General features: G+C 59.4%; 14 protein-coding genes. 5 read left to right on the plus strand and 9 right to left on the minus strand.

The window, feature by feature from the left end:
- Positions 1-3: 3 nt before the first annotated feature.
- From ACST81_RS11015 to ACST81_RS11035, 5 genes are all read right to left on the minus strand, one after another.
- The gene (locus ACST81_RS11015) at positions 4-1,839 is read right to left on the minus strand and encodes an aminopeptidase P family protein (protein WP_438753293.1); all 1,836 of its coding nucleotides are present in this window, start codon (positions 1,837-1,839) and stop codon (positions 4-6) included.
- Between the two features lie 142 nt (positions 1,840-1,981).
- Positions 1,982-2,515: a hypothetical protein gene (locus tag ACST81_RS11020; protein WP_438753294.1), complete on the minus strand. Its 534-nt coding sequence runs from the start codon at positions 2,513-2,515 to the stop codon at positions 1,982-1,984.
- Positions 2,516-2,921: 406 nt separating this feature from the next.
- Positions 2,922-3,800 (minus strand): 50S ribosomal protein L11 methyltransferase, encoded by an 879-nt coding sequence (locus ACST81_RS11025; protein WP_438753295.1) that lies wholly within the window; start codon positions 3,798-3,800, stop codon positions 2,922-2,924.
- A 176-nt stretch (positions 3,801-3,976) separates the two neighbouring features.
- Positions 3,977-4,576, minus strand: coding sequence for an SCO family protein (locus ACST81_RS11030; protein ID WP_438753296.1), 600 nt, complete (start codon positions 4,574-4,576; stop codon positions 3,977-3,979).
- A gap of 120 nt (positions 4,577-4,696) precedes the next feature.
- On the minus strand, positions 4,697-4,855 hold the full coding sequence (locus ACST81_RS11035) for a hypothetical protein (RefSeq protein WP_438753299.1): 159 nt from the start codon (positions 4,853-4,855) through the stop codon (positions 4,697-4,699).
- Between the two features lie 267 nt (positions 4,856-5,122).
- Between ACST81_RS11035 and ACST81_RS11040 the strand changes: the two genes are divergently transcribed.
- The 3 genes from ACST81_RS11040 to pncA all read left to right on the plus strand — a co-directional run bounded on the left by ACST81_RS11040 (position 5,123) and on the right by pncA (position 8,398).
- A complete protein-coding gene (locus ACST81_RS11040) occupies positions 5,123-7,099 on the plus strand; it encodes a methyl-accepting chemotaxis protein (protein ID WP_438753300.1) in 1,977 nt (658 codons plus the stop codon).
- Between the two features lie 2 nt (positions 7,100-7,101).
- Positions 7,102-7,569: a chemotaxis protein CheW gene (locus ACST81_RS11045; protein ID WP_062580074.1), complete on the plus strand. Its 468-nt coding sequence runs from the start codon at positions 7,102-7,104 to the stop codon at positions 7,567-7,569.
- 199 nt (positions 7,570-7,768) lie between these two features.
- Positions 7,769-8,398 carry a bifunctional nicotinamidase/pyrazinamidase gene (gene pncA, locus ACST81_RS11050; RefSeq protein ID WP_438753301.1) on the plus strand — a complete coding sequence of 210 codons (630 nt, stop codon included), beginning with the start codon at positions 7,769-7,771 and terminating at the stop codon, positions 8,396-8,398.
- Positions 8,399-8,407: 9 nt separating this feature from the next.
- Here the strand turns inward: pncA and ACST81_RS11055 are convergent, their stop codons facing one another.
- A complete protein-coding gene (locus ACST81_RS11055; protein ID WP_438753302.1) occupies positions 8,408-8,905 on the minus strand; it encodes a CreA family protein in 498 nt (165 codons plus the stop codon).
- A 72-nt stretch (positions 8,906-8,977) separates the two neighbouring features.
- On the minus strand, positions 8,978-10,225 hold the full coding sequence (locus ACST81_RS11060) for a GGDEF domain-containing protein (protein WP_438753303.1): 1,248 nt from the start codon (positions 10,223-10,225) through the stop codon (positions 8,978-8,980).
- Positions 10,226-10,955: 730 nt separating this feature from the next.
- Here ACST81_RS11060 and ACST81_RS11065 point away from each other — a divergent pair.
- Both ACST81_RS11065 and ACST81_RS11070 read left to right on the plus strand, forming a co-directional pair.
- Positions 10,956-12,101, plus strand: coding sequence for a DUF2778 domain-containing protein (locus ACST81_RS11065; protein WP_438747583.1), 1,146 nt, complete (start codon positions 10,956-10,958; stop codon positions 12,099-12,101).
- A 180-nt stretch (positions 12,102-12,281) separates the two neighbouring features.
- Positions 12,282-12,755 carry a VOC family protein gene (locus ACST81_RS11070; RefSeq protein ID WP_438747585.1) on the plus strand — a complete coding sequence of 158 codons (474 nt, stop codon included), beginning with the start codon at positions 12,282-12,284 and terminating at the stop codon, positions 12,753-12,755.
- 529 nt (positions 12,756-13,284) lie between these two features.
- On the opposite strand, the gene ACST81_RS11075 is transcribed toward ACST81_RS11070, so the two are convergent.
- On the minus strand, positions 13,285-14,823 hold the full coding sequence (locus ACST81_RS11075; RefSeq protein ID WP_438747587.1) for a GNAT family N-acetyltransferase: 1,539 nt from the start codon (positions 14,821-14,823) through the stop codon (positions 13,285-13,287).
- A complete protein-coding gene (locus tag ACST81_RS11080) occupies positions 14,798-15,589 on the minus strand; it encodes a helix-turn-helix domain-containing protein (protein ID WP_438747588.1) in 792 nt (263 codons plus the stop codon). Before ACST81_RS11080 ends, ACST81_RS11075 begins: the two co-directional genes overlap by 26 nt.
- Between the last annotated feature and the right edge of the window lie 28 nt (positions 15,590-15,617).

Consider the following 15,617-nt stretch of genomic DNA (forward strand, 5'->3'; position numbering starts at 1 on the left):
CGCTCAGCGCGTCAACTCTGCCGTTGCCTCTTCGAGCCAGGTGAGCACGCCATCGTCGGAAATCAGCGGCGCCAGCTTTTCCCGCGTCAGGCGGTGATAGGTGTTCATCCATGCCAACTCCTCGTCCGTCAGCAATGGCGTGACGATCAGGCGGCGGTCGATCGGGCAGAAGGTGAGGGTCTCGAAACCGAGCATCGGCAGCTCGCCGCCGTCGATCTCGCTGGCTTCGAGCACATGCACCAGATTTTCAATGCGGATGCCGAAGGCGCCGGGGCGATAATAGCCAGGTTCGTTCGACAGGATCATGCCGGGCAGCAATTCCTGCATCGAGGCGCGTGAAATGCGCTGTGGGCCTTCATGCACGGAGAGATAGGAGCCGACGCCGTGGCCGGTGCCGTGGGCGAAATCGGCGCCCGCCTTCCACAACGCGATGCGGGCCAGCGGATCGAGATCGACGCCGCGTGAGCCCTTCGGAAAGCGGGCGGTGCTGATGGCGATCATGCCCTTCAGGACCAGCGTGAAGAAGCGGCGCTGCTCCTCCGGCACGGTGCCGATCGCCACGGTGCGGGTGATGTCCGTCGTACCGTTGACATACTGCCCGCCGGAATCGATCAGGAACATCGTGCCATCGGCAATCGCGAGATCGCTCTCCGTCGTCACACGGTAATGCATGATCGCGGCATGGGCGCCGGCGCCGGAGATGGTGTCAAAGGAAATGTCCTTGAGCGGGTTCTGCATGCGCTCGCCGACCGACTTGCGGAAGGCTTCGAGCTTCACGGCGGCAGCGATCTCGGTAATCTCTCCCGGCGTCGTTCCATCCAGCCAAGCGAGAAATTCGACCATGGCGGCGCCATCCTGCAGATGGGCGCGGGCGGAACCCTCGAGTTCGGCCGCGTTCTTGCGGGCGCGGGGCAGGCGGGCCGGATCGATGGCCTCGATCACCGTGCCGCCGCTCTTACGGATGCGCTCGGCAAGCGCGAAGGCCGCATGGTCGGGATCGATCATGATCTTCGCGCCCGTCGCGGCGAGGGCGGAGATTCTCTCCTCGAATGAGGAAGGCGCTTCGAAACTGGCAAGTTGCGTGAGGTAAGCCTCTTCCTCGATACCGGCCTTGCGCTTGTCGAGAAACAGCGCGACCTTGCCGTCCGCATGGACAATGGCGCGGGCGAGCGGATGCGGTGTGTGGGGAACGTCGCTACCGCGGATGTTGAAGGTCCAGGCGATCGACGAAGGATCGGTCAGCACGACGGCATCAGCGCCGGCTTTCGAAAGGTCCGTTGCCATGGTCGCGAGCTTGTCCCTGGCGAGCAGGCCGGCATGGTCGAGCGGCTGGATATTGACGCGGCCGAGGGGCGCGGCCGGACGGTTTTCCCACTGCTTGTCGAGCGGATTGTGATCCAGGAAGATCAAAGCGCCGCCGAGCCCCTGCAGGGCCTTTTCCAGCTTGCGGACTTCCGCGCCGGTATGCAGCCACGGATCGATGCCGAGGCGGAAGCCCTTGGCGCCATGACGTTCGAGCCAGACATGCGGCGGTTCGCCGACGAGGTCTCCGCCTTCGAAGACGCTGCCATCCACCTGTTCTGCCAACTGGGTAACGTAGCGTCCATCGACGAAGACGATCGCCTGGTTGCGCGTGATGAGCGCAATGCCGGCCGAGCCGGTGAAGCCGGTCAGCCAGGCCAGTCGTTCGGCCGATGCCGGGACATATTCTCCCTGATATTCATCGGCCCGCGGCACGAGGAAGCCATCGACATTCAGGTCGGCGAGTGCGGCGCGCAGCGCCGTGACGCGCGCCTTGCCGAATTGCGGTGTGGAGGTAACGTCAAAGGACTGGAACATGGATTTTTCCAAATTGGGGCTGAAGGGAGGGGCCGGTGAGCAGATCGCGCCGGGCGACCGATCCACGCCGATTCCTCAAGGGTGGATATACTCTAGCGGAAACAGTCTGGGGAGTGATAGCCCGTGTTTCTTACCTGTCCCATCAACCCTTCACGAATTTGCGGATGATCTCCCATGTCAGCCGCTGATTGTTTCGGGCCCAGCGATCGTTGGTGAAGAACACTCGCTCGGCCGGCTCCCAACCGCTGCAACTGAAATCCGACTGTCGTGCAAAGAATGCGACAAAATCAGCTTCGTTGTCCCATTGGGCAATCGGCTCTCCGAGACTGTGCCCGCCGTCCTGGATTTCACGCAGCGTGATCGTGGTGCCTGTCCGGATCAGTCCGTGCCCGCAATAGTCGCGATGAAATTCGTGGATCAGCCCGGTGCCCTGTTTGCAGGTCATCAGCTTGCGGTACAGGTCACGCGCCACCCAGGAGCCGAACGGTGCGTGGCTCAGGCGATCACGACATTCGAGATGTCTGCGTTCCATTTCTTCCTCCGATGCATCGATCAGGGGATAGGGCGGCCAACCGGCTTTATCGTCCAAGTTCCTGCCTCGCATAGACCAGAGTATCGACCCGACAATCCAGGCGATGACGCCAAGGCAGATGAGCGGTATCACGATCGCAAGCATCCATTCTCCATTCGCAGTCAGTCGCAATTATCATACTTATGCGTTCCGTGCATGGCACCCATGCTGCATTGCACCTAGACCGGTTCAAAAAATAGTCTATAAACCCACTCAACGAACACGGATGCAAATCTGATGTTCACGCGAATGCCTTCGGGCACGCGCTGCATGGTCTGAGCATGGTTGGTCATCCTTCTCCTCCTCCCTCCGGGTGGCCAATTTCAGACCGTGAAGAGTCCGCTTGAGCGCTCCTCCTCCTCAAGCTCGCGGACATGACCGGCTTGCCGGTCAGCGGGCGATGCTTCGGCATCGCCTTTGTTTCGAAAAACCCGCTTGTCCATGACGGACGGGCGGGTTTTTCATTTTCAGCCATTTCAAATGAATTGCTTCCGCGCGAGGCGGAAGCGTGTCAGGCGCGATCGAGGTGGATCGTGACCCAGCCATTGCGCCAGATCGTGCGGACATGGCGCAGGTGGTTGGCATTGTAGGCCGACAGGACCTTCCAGCGCTGTGACGCCAGGATGCCCGAGAGGATGACGGAGCCGCCGGGCGCCAGATGGTTTGCCAGCTGCGGCGCCATCTTGATCAGAGGCCGGGCGAGGATATTGGCGATGATCAGGTCGAACGGACCATGGGTATCGAAGGCCGGCGAATGAAAGCCGGGGGCTGTGATCGTGGTGATGCCGGCGGCGATATCGTTGCGCTTGACGTTTTCGGCCGCGACCCGGGTGGCGATGGGATCTATGTCGGTTGCCAGCACCGGAATGTGCTTCAGCTTTCTTGCGGCGATCGCCAACACGCCGCTGCCGGTGCCGAGATCGAGCGCATTGCGCACCTTGCGGGAGCGCATGACGGTTTCGATGACCTCGAGGCAGCCTGCCGTCGTGCCGTGATGGCCGGTGCCGAAGGCCTGGCCGGCGTCGATCTCGATGGCAATGTCATTGAGCGCGATCTTGTCTCGATCATGCGAGCCATGCACGAGGAAGCGACCGGCACGCACCGGCGACAGGCCTTCCAGCGATTTGGCGATCCAATCGACGTCCGGAATGACTTCCCTTTGGATCTCTGCATCCGGGAACCGTTCGGTGATAACGTCGGCGAAGCGCTCGCGCATTTCGTCTTCTTCATCGAAGTCGATATAGAGCGATGCTTCCCAGCGATCCTGCTTCTCATCCATTTCCATCGTTGCGATGGCGTAGCCTTCATCCTCAAAGGCATCGGTCATCAGGCTCATCGCGACCTCGGAAAGCATCTCGGTCGTGGTGATGAAAAGGCGCAGGTCACTCAAGGTCGTTGTCCTTCGGATCGGGCAGGGCGGCTGTGGCGCTCTATCATGCGCTACGATCAAAGGCAAAGCGCAGGGCCTAAAGCGTGTCGCGATCTTCCAGATTCGCTCCGTACGCTTTAGTCCTTTGTTCATACGCATGTCCCGCAGAACCGCTGCACACTTCTACGGGACATGCTTTAACGCTTGGTGAGGTTTTCCAGCTTCTGGACCGCCGTGTCGGGGTTTTCGCCATAGGCGATCGTGCCGGTGAAAGCTCCCTTGGCGTCAAGGAGGAAGACCGAGGCGGTGTGGTCCATCGTATAGTCACCGTCCGGATTTTTCTCGTCGAGCGGGATCTTCTTGGCGTAGACGCGAAAGCCCTTGACCATCTCCATCACCTTGTCCGGCGGACCGGAAATGCCGATGATGCGCTTGGAAACGTTGGAAACGTACTGATTCATGATCTCGGGCGTGTCGCGCTCGGGATCGACGCTGACGAAATAGGCCTGCAGCTTGGTGCCGTCCGGGTCGACCTTTTCCAGCCAGCCGTTCAGCTCGAACAGGGTCGTCGGGCAGACTTCCGGGCAATGGGTGAAGCCGAAGAAGACGGCGGACGGCTTGCCGGTGAAGGCCTTCTCGCTGATCGGCTGGCCGGTCTGCGAGACGAGTTCGAAAGGAACGCCGAAGGGGCCGGCCGCCAGCTGCTCTTTCGGATTGCTCATCCAGTAGGCGGCATAACCGAGGACGGCTGCGACCACTGCCACTGCTACCCACAGAACGATACGTAAAGTCTTCATGAAGATATCCGGTCACCTGCTGAACTGTCGCTGTTGAAATAGCGGTTCGGGACCGGCGTTGCAAACGTTCTAGCCGCCAGCGTCAAAATGTGGCAGGGCCGTTCTGAAGCGCCAGGAAGGTCAGAAGCACCAGGAAAGTCCGTTCTCGGCCATGGCGAGAAACATCTCCGGGCCTTGGACGATCCAGCCAATAAAGGCAGCGCCAGCCAGAAGCAGGCCACCACCCGCCGCGACGGTAGCAATCAGTGACTTCGGGTACTTGTCGTCCGCATCATCCATCGCGCGATGATACTGCCGTGAGCCTCTAATGGAAAGCCGGTTTCGTGTTTTTGCGAATGGCGCGACTGCCCCGAGGGTCGTTAAAATTGGGTGACCATTTTAGCGAATGTTTAATTTGTGTTTGCCATGTTCCAAGGGCGTGAGGGTGCCATTTCCCTTTTTGACATGACGTCGCCGGTTTTTGATCGAGCCCGGTTTCCCGCATTATCCACTCTCTTCACATGCGTGCGGCGCTGTTGCCGTGGCGCGGAAACGGATCAATGCCGAATGACATCGACAGCACAACTCGAACGCAAGCTTTCGGTCAGCCAGCGCCTTGGAACACTCGCCGTCGCCGCTTTTGTCGGCTTCGGCTCGATGGTGGCTATTGGCTGGTATCAGAATTCCCATGTTGGCGGCGCGCTACAGAACGCGGTTGTCGCACAGAACGCAATCCGAAACGCCAGCCTGATGCACCTGACCAATGTCGAACTCGTGCTCGCGGCCATGGATATCATCGTCGACAGGGACGAGCGCAAGGTTTCGCCCGAGCGGATCAAGCTCATTGCCGATTCGATCACGGCGCTCAATCAAGGCAAGCCGGGGCTTGCGGCTCTCGCGGCGACCGTCGGCAAGCCCGAAATCATGTCGACCTTCGATGCTGATCTTGCCGAACTGACGAGTGCCATCCAGACGGATTTGGTTGGGATGGTGGAGGACGGTGCGGACCCCAAGGCGTTTGGCGCAATCGACGATACGATCGACGGCGCGGGCGAACGCATGACCGCGTCTCTGACGAAATTGACGGATGAGGCCGGCATTCTGCTCTCGGCACGCGTCGGTGAGGCGATCGAACGGTCCGGTTCATCCGTGCTGATGCAGCTTGCTCTTGGGTTCCTGGCGATGACCACGCTGATGGGCCTGCTGTTTTTCCATGGCAACGTCCTTCGCCGCGGCATCTTTGCCGTGCGCGATAGCATGCAGCGTATCCTCAAGGGGGATTACCAGGCCGCGGTGGACGCCGTGTCGCGTGGTGATGAACTCGGCGAGATGGCCCGTTCGGTCGAAATGTTCCGGGTGGCGGCTGTCGAGAAGCTTGAGCTTGAGCAGAGAGCAGCGGCCAGCCGTTCCGAGAATGAAGCGGAACGCGAAACACGCGAAGCCGCGCGGTCAGAAGAGGCGCGTCAGGTGCGCGGCGCCGTGACGGCGCTCGGCGAAGGCCTCAACCGCCTTTCCGAGGGCAATCTGACGGTCACCATCGACCAGCCATTCCGCGCGGATCTCGAAAGTTTACGAATCGACTTCAACAACACGGTTCGCAAGCTGCAGAGCGTGCTGTCCAATGTCCAGGACAGTGGTTCCTCCATCCAATCCAACAGCCGCCAGATGCGCGGCGCGGCGGATGATCTCGCCAAGCGGACGGAGCAGCAGGCGGCCTCGCTTGAAGAAACGTCGGCAGCGCTCGACCAGATCACCGTCACGGTGCGCACAGCCACCCAGCGAGCCGAGGAAGCGAGCCAGATGGTCGGCGAAACCCGCACCAATGCCGAGGAATCCGGCCGCATCGTCGGCGAGGCCGTGGCGGCCATGGCCCGCATCGAGGATGCATCTTCCGAGATCGGCAAGATCATCAATGTGATTGATGAGATCGCCTTCCAGACCAACCTTCTGGCGCTCAACGCCGGCGTCGAGGCCGCCCGTGCCGGTGAAGCCGGCAAAGGCTTTGCCGTCGTCGCGCAGGAAGTCCGTGAATTGGCCCAGCGGGCGGCGGGTGCCGCCAAGGACATCAAGGTTCTGGTCGGACGCTCCAGCAACGAGGTCGGCAACGGTGTCAAACTGGTGCAGGCGACCGGCGAGGCGCTTGGCCGCATCGGCTCCGACGTGGTGCGCATCAATGAACACATGACCTCCATCGTCCAGGCTGCCCGCGAACAATCGACCGGCCTTCAGGAGATCAATACGGCGATCGGCCAGCTCGACCAGATGACGCAGCAGAATGCCGCCATGGTCGAGGAAACCAATGCCGCAAGCCATACGCTGGCGCAGGATGCGGAAGCCCTGACCGATCTGATCGGCCAGTTCCAGCTCAGCGGTTCATCCGTCCGTGCCCCCCGCCAGCCGATTCGTGTCGCCACGCCGGCGAACACGCGTCCAGCCCCATCCCCCGCCAAGGCCCTGATGGGCAAGCTGGCGGGCGCCTTTAGCAGCCCCGCGTCATCCGTGCCGAAGGCATCGGGTTCCGCCGAAAACTGGGAAGAATTCTGATCATGAACAACAGTGCCATCAAGCAATCCGGTGCCTACCTGGAAATCGTTTCCTTCCATCTGGGTGATCAGGAATTCTGCATCGACATCATGGCGATCCGCGAAATCCGCGGCTGGGCGCCGGTGACGCCGATGCCGCATACGCCGCCCTACGTTCTCGGCCTCATCAACCTGCGCGGCGCGGTGATCCCGGTCATCGACATGGCCTGCCGCCTCGGCATGAAGATGACCGAGCCGTCCGAGCGCTCGGCCATCATCGTCACCGACATCGCCGGCAAGCTGGTCGGCCTGCTCGTCGAGCAGGTTTCCGACATGATGACCATCAAAAGCGAGGCCCTGCAGCCGGCGCCGGAGATCATTCCGGAAGCCCAGCGCGCCTTCTGCCGCGGCATCGTGGCGCTAGAAAAGACCATGGTCTGCTTCCTCAACCTTGACACCGTCATCGCCGACGAGCTTGCCCAGGCGGCGTAAGCCGCCCGCATGTTTGTCGAAAATCAACGGACACCGCCCGGTTCACACCGGCGGTGTCCATTCGCGTTTCTGCCGGATTGGGCAAGAATAGCGGCACAGCGGCGTGGCGGGTGTCTTGCTTCCGGTTTAGTGTCGTGCTCTGCAGGCAGGCGGGTTTCCGTCCAGCCTCCGCGACGTGATGCCGGAAGGGAGACCGCCCATGAAATGCCTCTTGCTCGTCGATATCCAGAACGGCTTCTGCTCCGGCGGCAATCTGGCCGTGCCGAATGGCGAGGACGTCGTTCCCGTTGCCAACAGGCTGATCGCGGAGGGCGGATATGATCTCGTCGTCGCCTCGCAGGACTGGCATCCCGGCGATCACGGTAGCTTCGCCTCGCAGCATCCGGGCCGAAGCCCTTTTGAAATGGTCACGCTCGGCGGCAAGCCACAAATGCTGTGGCCGGATCATTGCGTCCAGGGAAGCCGCGATGCCGATTTCCATCCCGAGCTCAACACCGCCGCTGTCGATCATGTCCAGCGCAAGGGCGAGGATGTCGCCGTCGACAGCTATTCCGCCTTTCGCGACAACGACCAGACGGCGCTCACCGGACTGTCCGATTATCTCACCGGCAAGGGTGTCGATACGCTCGATGTCTGCGGTTTGGCGACCGACTATTGCGTGAAGGCGTCTGCGCTCGATGCCAAGGCGATGATGCCGGATGTGGATGTGCGGTTCATCGCAGACGCCAGCCGGGGGATTGATCCCGCCGGCGTCGAAACGGCGATTGCCGAAATGAATGCCGCGGGCATTCGCATCCTCACGTCTAAGGACGTTCTCGCCGGAGCCTGACCGCGCCGCCTATTGCGGCGCGCCTTCGGTCCAGGTGACGTTCTGTCCGAACAGCGGGATGGTCGAGATCGACATCTTGGCCGAACCGTCGGTCAGTTCACGCGAATGCGCCAGATAGATCAGCGTGTTGTTCTTCTTGTCGTAGATGCGGGTGACGACGAGCGTCTTCCAGATCAGCGACAATCCCTCGCGAAACACTTCCTCGCCTTCGTGGGACAGATCGATATCGCCGATCGTCACCGGGCCGGTCTGGCGGCAGGCGATCGAATTGTTGGAGGGATCCTCGAACCAGTTGCCGTTCTTCAGGCGATCGATGACGCTGCGATCGAAATAGGTCACGTGGCAGGTGACGCCTTCGATCTTGGGATCGCTGACCGCATCGATGCTGATATCGTTGCCAAGCCAGTCGACGCCGACTTCACCCACTGTTTCAGCCCGGGCGGGGAGGGATGCAAACGTGGCCGCGACAAGGGCGAGGGCGCTGAGCAGGCGGATGCGAAAGGTCATTGGCGGTTCTCCATGAGGGCATAGCTCACATAGGTATGTCGCCCGTCAATGCAAGCCGGGATGCGAGGAGCCTCAGGCGGTATTGGGAAACTGCAGCGGCGTCGTGGAGACGGCTGCCGCCGCACGCATTTGGGCTGCGGCACCGGCGAGGGCCCGGCTGCTGGCGGAGGAATAGAGGCTTTCGGAGACGCTCAAGCGGTCGCGTCCGGCAGCTTTTGCTTCGTAGAGCGCGCCATCGGCCCGGATCATCGCATCGGTGACGGTCCCGCCCGGTTCACCCGTTGCCAGCCCGATGCTGACCGTCAGCGCTATTTCGGCGCCGTTGATGTCGTTGATGCGAATGGCACGGACGCCGGCGCAGATGGCCTTGGCTATCTCGATCGCCGCAAGCCGATCGATTCCAGTCAGCGCGATGCCGAATTCCTCACCCCCCAGGCGCCCCAGAATGCCGCGCCCGCCCAGGGTTTCACGAACCGTCCGGCTGAAATGGGCAAGGGCGGCGTCCCCGCCGGCATGGCCGTACTGGTCGTTGATCTGTTTGAACCGGTCGAGGTCGAGCAGCATGAAGATGGGCTGGTCTCCGGCGGCGGTTGAAAACATCCGTTCGGCACGCGTCATGAAGGCACGCCGCGACAAGGTGCCGGTCAGGTCGTCATGGGCGACCATGTGGCGAAGATTGGCGATCATCCAGCCGTGCAGCATCAGGATCACGCCCAGGAAGAACAGCGGCATGATCAACTGCCGGGCGTTCATCAGTGTCGCTATCCAGAACTGCGGAGGGGCAACACCGCCAAATGCGGGAAGGCCGGCGCTGAAGACAACGACCCGCATGGCATGGATGCCGGCAACGGCGAAGGCCGCGAGGCAGCAGACCAGCAGATAGGGCATGATCGCCCGTTCCCGTGGCCAGTGGCGCATGATCGTCAGGCCGACAAGCGTGTAGATCAGTCCGGCGAGCCCGGCGCCGAGGCAGATGCGTGCGGTGGCATTATCGACGGCATAGCTGAAGAAAGTCAGGGCAGCGGCGGTGCCCGCAAGCACGGTCACGAGCGACCAGACATGCATGGACGCGCGGCCGAGAAATTCGCGAAAGCCCGCGAGAATGACCAGCCCGGCGGCAACGTTCAACACTGTCGAGGCCACCGTATGCACCCATATCGGTGCGAGATCGGATGTCAGGCCGAGCGCGGCTCCGGCCGCCGCCAGCGCGCAGGCGATGCAGAACTTCGAGGCGCCGGGTACGCCGGTCGTACGCAGGGACAGCAGGACGGGAAACATCACCATAACGGAGATCATTGCGATCGCGGAAAGAAAGCTCATGGACGCGAATTCCTGCCGTGGGTGCTGAAAACGATCTCGCTCATGCGGATGAGGCCGAATTGGTAAGTTGCGTCGCTTTAATTTTCTCAGTCGAAAGTCGCTGCAATTTTAATCAATGCGGTGATGTCCAGGCAATTTCCACCGCTCTTTGAGGCGTTGCCGATCAAGACAGCCGTGACAGTTTGTCGGGAGGCGATATCGCTTGGCGGGTCTTCAAACGAATCGGATGAAGGGAGCAGAGCCAGCTGCTTTTTCTGCTTGTCTATCCGCGGGATTTGGAACGATAGCGGCCGCGTCTGCCTCCCCAGAATTGGGGATAGACTATGAGGCATCACGGCAAAACGCCTCTTAACAAACAAGGCGTCCTTAATATTGCCAAAAATAAAGGTTCTGAGGCCTCACGCAAACGCATCGCGTTGCTCTCAAGTCCAGTACCAGTTTTGAGACGCCGTCACGGAATGTGTACGGCGGACCGCGAGGTCGCGGCGCAGAAGGCGTGCCTTCTTCCGTCTTGTGCTGCAGCCCGTGCGCCCCTTCCGTGCCACTCATGCTTCTCGTCTTTCGGGGAGCCAGCGTAAAGGAATTGGTTACCATACTTTGTCATTCTTCAGATCAACCGGCATGTGCAGGCAAGCGCGATAGAGAGCGCCCGACCGACATTGGACCGGCCTTGGCGGCGGCGCGTCTCGTTGTCCCCAGTGTGAGTAATGCGTTTCGGGTAACGAGTATCATGGCGTCAGCGGTTGAAAAGTGCAGACACGGTGCCTCTTCCGGCAAGACGAAGAAGGCGAAGCGGTTTTTATCCGGCGCCACCGTCATCGGTGTCGGCATCGCCGCCTCCGTCTGGATGATCGCAGCCTTTGCGGTCGTGCAGACCATGGGATCCTCCGTTCCTTCCGACAAGAAACCACGGCTTGAAGCCTCGCTTGGTCTCAACGCGATCGTTCGCGCCACACCGCAGCAGGAACGCGTGGTGCGGCTCGCCAAGTTTTCGCGGCTGACCATCAAGCCGCAGATGAATCTCGTCGCACAGGCCGTGCCGCAGAAGAGCACCGTGGCGGTCGCGACGGCGAAGCCTGCAAAGGATTTCGCCGAGCGTTCGATCGTCGTGGCGCTTGCCAGTGTGGCGGCCAGCCGTGGCGACGCCATGGTCACAGGCTCGGTGCCGGTGGTTGCGAGCGCTCTCGTGGAAAATGTCTCGCTCGAAGAGCAGGGCGTGAACAAGCCGTTCAACCTGGTCATGCAGGAGCCCGCTTCGTCGCTGAACGGCATGCTTCCGGATCTCGGGCCACTGCCGCTGGCCAAGCCGCGCAGCATCGCAAAGCTCGATGCCGACAAGACACAGGCTGACAAGGCCAGGAAGCCGAAGGAACTCGCCTATGCGCGGCCCGACCTGCCGGCCATGGATGACGACGAGGATGACGTCCAGCCGACATTCCGCGGCAAGAAGGGCGTCGCCTATTACGATATCTCGGCGGGCGTGGTCTACATGCCGAACGGCGAAAAGCTGGAAGCCCATTCCGGCATCGGCAAGATGCGCGACAACCCGGCCTATGTGCATGTGAAGATGAAGGGGCCGACCCCGCCCGGCACCTACAAGGTGACGATGCGTGAATCGCTGTTTCACGGCGTTGCCGCCGTCCGCCTGACGCCGACGGATGGGGTTGCGCCGCATGGCCGCGTCGGCCTCCTGGCCCATAGTTACCTGCTGCGCAACCGTGGCGACAGCCATGGCTGCGTCGCCTTCGCCAACTATCCGAAATTCCTCAAGGCCTTCAAGCGCGGCGAGATCAGCCATATGGTCATCGTCAAGAGCATGAAAGGCAAGTTCGCGCCAAGACGCGCTTTTGCCTCGCTGTTTTCCCGCAAGGGATGATCGTCCACGCGATGACGGATTGCCAAGGGGTCGGCTTTGCCGGCCCCTTTTGCGTTTGCGGTCTCGCGCTTGATGTGATTGCCGGCTACCATGATCTCTGCATCATCGTGCGGGAGACGCCGGCCGCTGGCCAAGCAACCTCCGCACCGTGATTGAGCCGGAACCCTGGAGGAGAACCCGATGGCCAAGAACACGATCTGCCTGTGGTACGACAAGGATGCCGAGGCCGCCGCCCGATTTTATGCCGAGGTCTTCCCCGACAGTTCGGTCAGCGCCGTGCACAAGGCACCGAGCGATTATCCGTCGGGGAAGGAAGACGATGTACTGACGGTCGAGTTTACCGTCGCCGGCGTCGCCTGTCTCGGCCTCAACGGCGGCCCCATCTTCAAGCACAACGAAGCCTTCTCCTTCCAGATCGCCACCGACAGCCAGGAAGAAACCGACCGCTACTGGGACGCCATCGTCGGCAATGGCGGGCAGGAGAGCGCCTGCGGCTGGTGCAAGGACAAGTGGGGCATTTCCTGGCAGATCACGCCGCGTGTCCTGACCGAAGCGCTTGCCGCCGGCGGCGCCGAAGCCAAGCGCGCCTTCGATGCGATGATGGACATGAAGAAGATCGACGTGGCGGTGATCGAGGCGGCGCGGCGGGGGTAGGGAGTTGGTTTTTGCCTCTGGACAAGACCCCTCCCCAACCCCTCCCCACAAGGGAGAGGGGCTTAATCTGCCGAACGTTCTGCCCGCAGCCATGCGAAAACCCTCACGCGGCGCGTTTCGCCCGTGGTTTGAATGATCAACTCGGCCGGGACACATCGTGTGCCTGATTGAGTTAGTAAGTAATGACACGCGATGTGTCCCGTTTCGGTGGTTTTTACCTGCAACTCCGGTTTCTCTGCCAGAATGGCACCCCTTTCGGGAACCACCAGGGTCGGCGGCATTGGCGCCACCATCCGTTCTGTTGTGTGCCTCACAGGCACGCCCCGATCCTGTTTCAAACGGGAGGGAAACCACTTTCTGCAGGCCCTCCTGACCATGCCTGCGTTTCAAACACAGACCAGGAGCACCGGCCCCACCTCGCCGGCAACGCTTTCCGGTGTATCCGATGGCGGGACGAGGGCAGTATGGCACGGTTGGTGGGGGCGGGGATGAGCGGGAGGAAAGATGCATGAACCGGCACGAGAATTGTTTATACCTCGAAGGCCAGGTTCGCTCGATCAAGCAAAAGCCGTAAGTGGGTGGGCTTCACTTTATAGATTGATTGTTGAGGGTTACCGTTTACAACACCAATATTACGCAGTTCATCAAGACTGATTGCTGGTTCAATATACGACACTAATAGGTAATTGATGACCTTTACGGGACGTGACGGCGTAGCATGCCATTCGTCAAGTTGCTTTTCGCTGTAAACGGACCTGCCTCCGCTTAGATGCATCAATTCCCGCGTTGACCTCGCAAGGGTAACACTTTCTAGTATCCCGAGGGCGGTGACGGCTTGAGAAGGGTGCTCTTTAGAGGCTCCTTTGTAGAAAAATAGCAATGAACCCGGTGCTCCCAAGTTGGATGGAGCGCGGCAAAGGTAAACCTTTCTTATCGTATTTCCAGGACGAGCGGGGCGTTCGGCATGCGATACCCCGCTAAAAAGGTCTCGTTGTCTTGGATTCCATAGGTCAGGGTAAAGTGTATCATGATAGGCTTCTTGAATCGGTATTCCGAAGCCTTTAATTGCATCATTCAATAAAAATCTTGGGTAGTTATTTCGAGCAGCTTCGTAGGGCGTAGTCGATGCAACAGCTTCCAGTCTTGCTGACGAAAATGCACGCTCATAGATGAATTCACCATTTGCGTTGCTACCGGCTTGTCGGAAGCCGTAGAACTCAAGAAGGTTCATAAGCGCAGCCTGATTTTCATATGTTGTAAGATACGCAATTTCATAACCGTTGGTCTGAGCATACCATAGAACTTGCTTTAAGAGCAGTTCTCCGAGCTTTACGCCGCGTTTATCGGGAGCTACCTTGAATGTGCAAATTTTTAAGATTTTCGCTGCCTTAGTGACCGCATCAGTTTCCGCTGCATTCTCGTCTTTGCGGACGATGAGACCTGCAAGTTGGTCGTCATCGTACACAACCCAACAAGGGCGACGTTGCTTGACGCACTTTTTGTGCCACCAGTCATCAAATTCTGGATAGTCGTGTCGAAGGCTATTAAAAAACTCGTCGGCATGGTCGATCATGTGTGCATCGACTTCGGCGACATGTCTGATGGGAACCTGCTTTGGCTCGTAGGTTTGCGTCAGAAGATCTGCCGCATCGCCAACGAACAAAACCCGCCTTCCAAGTTCGGCTGAATGTTTTAGGGCGCGCTCGTGGAGTCCTTTATCCTGTGAAACGAGAAAGTCGACAGCATCGCTCTTCAGGGCATGTAAGAGGGTTGCATCGACGATATCGTTCGGTTTTTTGAGAGGGCCGAAGGCCGCTTCAAGTTCCACCGTCGTAAGACCGCGTCTCTTACCGAATACTTGGTACTTGGCAATTTTGCTAAGTGATATGCGGCGTCGCTCCATGTTCTTATCGCGAGAAATATCCTCGCGAGCGACTTCGTGAACAAAAACATCGACTTTGTGGGCCGCAGCAAGGCTTGAAAATTTAGCGTATGCTGCATCGACAGCATGATAGTCTTCTAAGCCTATTAGAATGTTCGTATCAATTAGATACGACTGCTGCCTCATGTCTTAGCGCCTTTCGCAGATCACGGCTTGCGTACAAATATGACTGAGGAGGCTCGAACCCGAATCGCTCGCGCAGCTCGTTCAGGGGAATTGGTCTCGAAAAAGATCTTACATCTTCAAAAATAAGTGCGAATCCGAACTCTAAGCCTTGGAAGTAGTTTCCAAAATCTTCTCGCCCAATAAAAGCAGAGTCTTCGAACTCTGACCAGATTTCTTCCACAGGTAATTTCAGGACGTTTTTGATTTCAGCAACACCAACCATCGCTCGTACTGGTGAAGTTGAATAGATGTATGCAACTGTGCCGCCAGGCGCCGAGACGGGGAAGCGCCGTCTTAACTCAACAGTCTTGCGGCCTTCTAGTATTTTTTCCGAATACTGAGGCCTAATCGATAAAACAACATCTCGCTGGGCGCGAAAGGGTTCGTCTGCTAAAAGTGGGAAGACCAATTGGTCATCGTTTCCATACTCCGCCTCAAAGGCATCCTTAATTCGGAGTACAAGGCGGGCATCTGCAGGAAATACCGCATCGACTCGCAGTGAGGCCCCCAAAGCTTCCACGTAACGTTGAACAGTCGAAAGATAGACTTCGCCACCTTTCTCTATTTTCGATACCGCTGCTTGCTGAACATTAAGCCGGTTTGCCATCTCAACCTGTGTAAGTCCGGATAACAGACGGAGACGACGCAAATCTAAGCCCTCAGCGTGACCGCTGCGTAGCCCGCGGGCGTCTGATGCTTCAATAATTTTTCCAGCCAATTTACCCATTTATATGCACTCCGTTTGACCCGGGGTA

The organism is Pararhizobium sp. O133, from assembly GCF_051669845.1.
GTDB lineage: Bacteria > Pseudomonadota > Alphaproteobacteria > Rhizobiales > Rhizobiaceae > Pararhizobium.

What these genes read in the sequence shown, in the direction of transcription:
- ACST81_RS11015 (WP_438753293.1), bottom strand. Translation starts at nt 1,839, where the DNA reads ATGTTCCAGTCCTTTGACGTTACCTCCACACCGCAATTCGGCAAGGCG.
- ACST81_RS11020 (WP_438753294.1), bottom strand. Translation starts at nt 2,515, where the DNA reads ATGCTTGCGATCGTGATACCGCTCATCTGCCTTGGCGTCATCGCCTGG.
- ACST81_RS11030 (WP_438753296.1), bottom strand. Translation starts at nt 4,576, where the DNA reads ATGAAGACTTTACGTATCGTTCTGTGGGTAGCAGTGGCAGTGGTCGCA.
- ACST81_RS11035 (WP_438753299.1), bottom strand. Translation starts at nt 4,855, where the DNA reads ATGGATGATGCGGACGACAAGTACCCGAAGTCACTGATTGCTACCGTC.
- ACST81_RS11040 (WP_438753300.1), top strand. Translation starts at nt 5,123, where the DNA reads ATGACATCGACAGCACAACTCGAACGCAAGCTTTCGGTCAGCCAGCGC.
- ACST81_RS11045 (WP_062580074.1), top strand. Translation starts at nt 7,102, where the DNA reads ATGAACAACAGTGCCATCAAGCAATCCGGTGCCTACCTGGAAATCGTT.
- pncA (WP_438753301.1), top strand. Translation starts at nt 7,769, where the DNA reads ATGAAATGCCTCTTGCTCGTCGATATCCAGAACGGCTTCTGCTCCGGC.
- ACST81_RS11055 (WP_438753302.1), bottom strand. Translation starts at nt 8,905, where the DNA reads ATGACCTTTCGCATCCGCCTGCTCAGCGCCCTCGCCCTTGTCGCGGCC.
- ACST81_RS11060 (WP_438753303.1), bottom strand. Translation starts at nt 10,225, where the DNA reads ATGAGCTTTCTTTCCGCGATCGCAATGATCTCCGTTATGGTGATGTTT.
- ACST81_RS11065 (WP_438747583.1), top strand. Translation starts at nt 10,956, where the DNA reads ATGGCGTCAGCGGTTGAAAAGTGCAGACACGGTGCCTCTTCCGGCAAG.
- ACST81_RS11070 (WP_438747585.1), top strand. Translation starts at nt 12,282, where the DNA reads ATGGCCAAGAACACGATCTGCCTGTGGTACGACAAGGATGCCGAGGCC.
- ACST81_RS11075 (WP_438747587.1), bottom strand. Translation starts at nt 14,823, where the DNA reads ATGAGGCAGCAGTCGTATCTAATTGATACGAACATTCTAATAGGCTTA.
- ACST81_RS11080 (WP_438747588.1), bottom strand. Translation starts at nt 15,589, where the DNA reads ATGGGTAAATTGGCTGGAAAAATTATTGAAGCATCAGACGCCCGCGGG.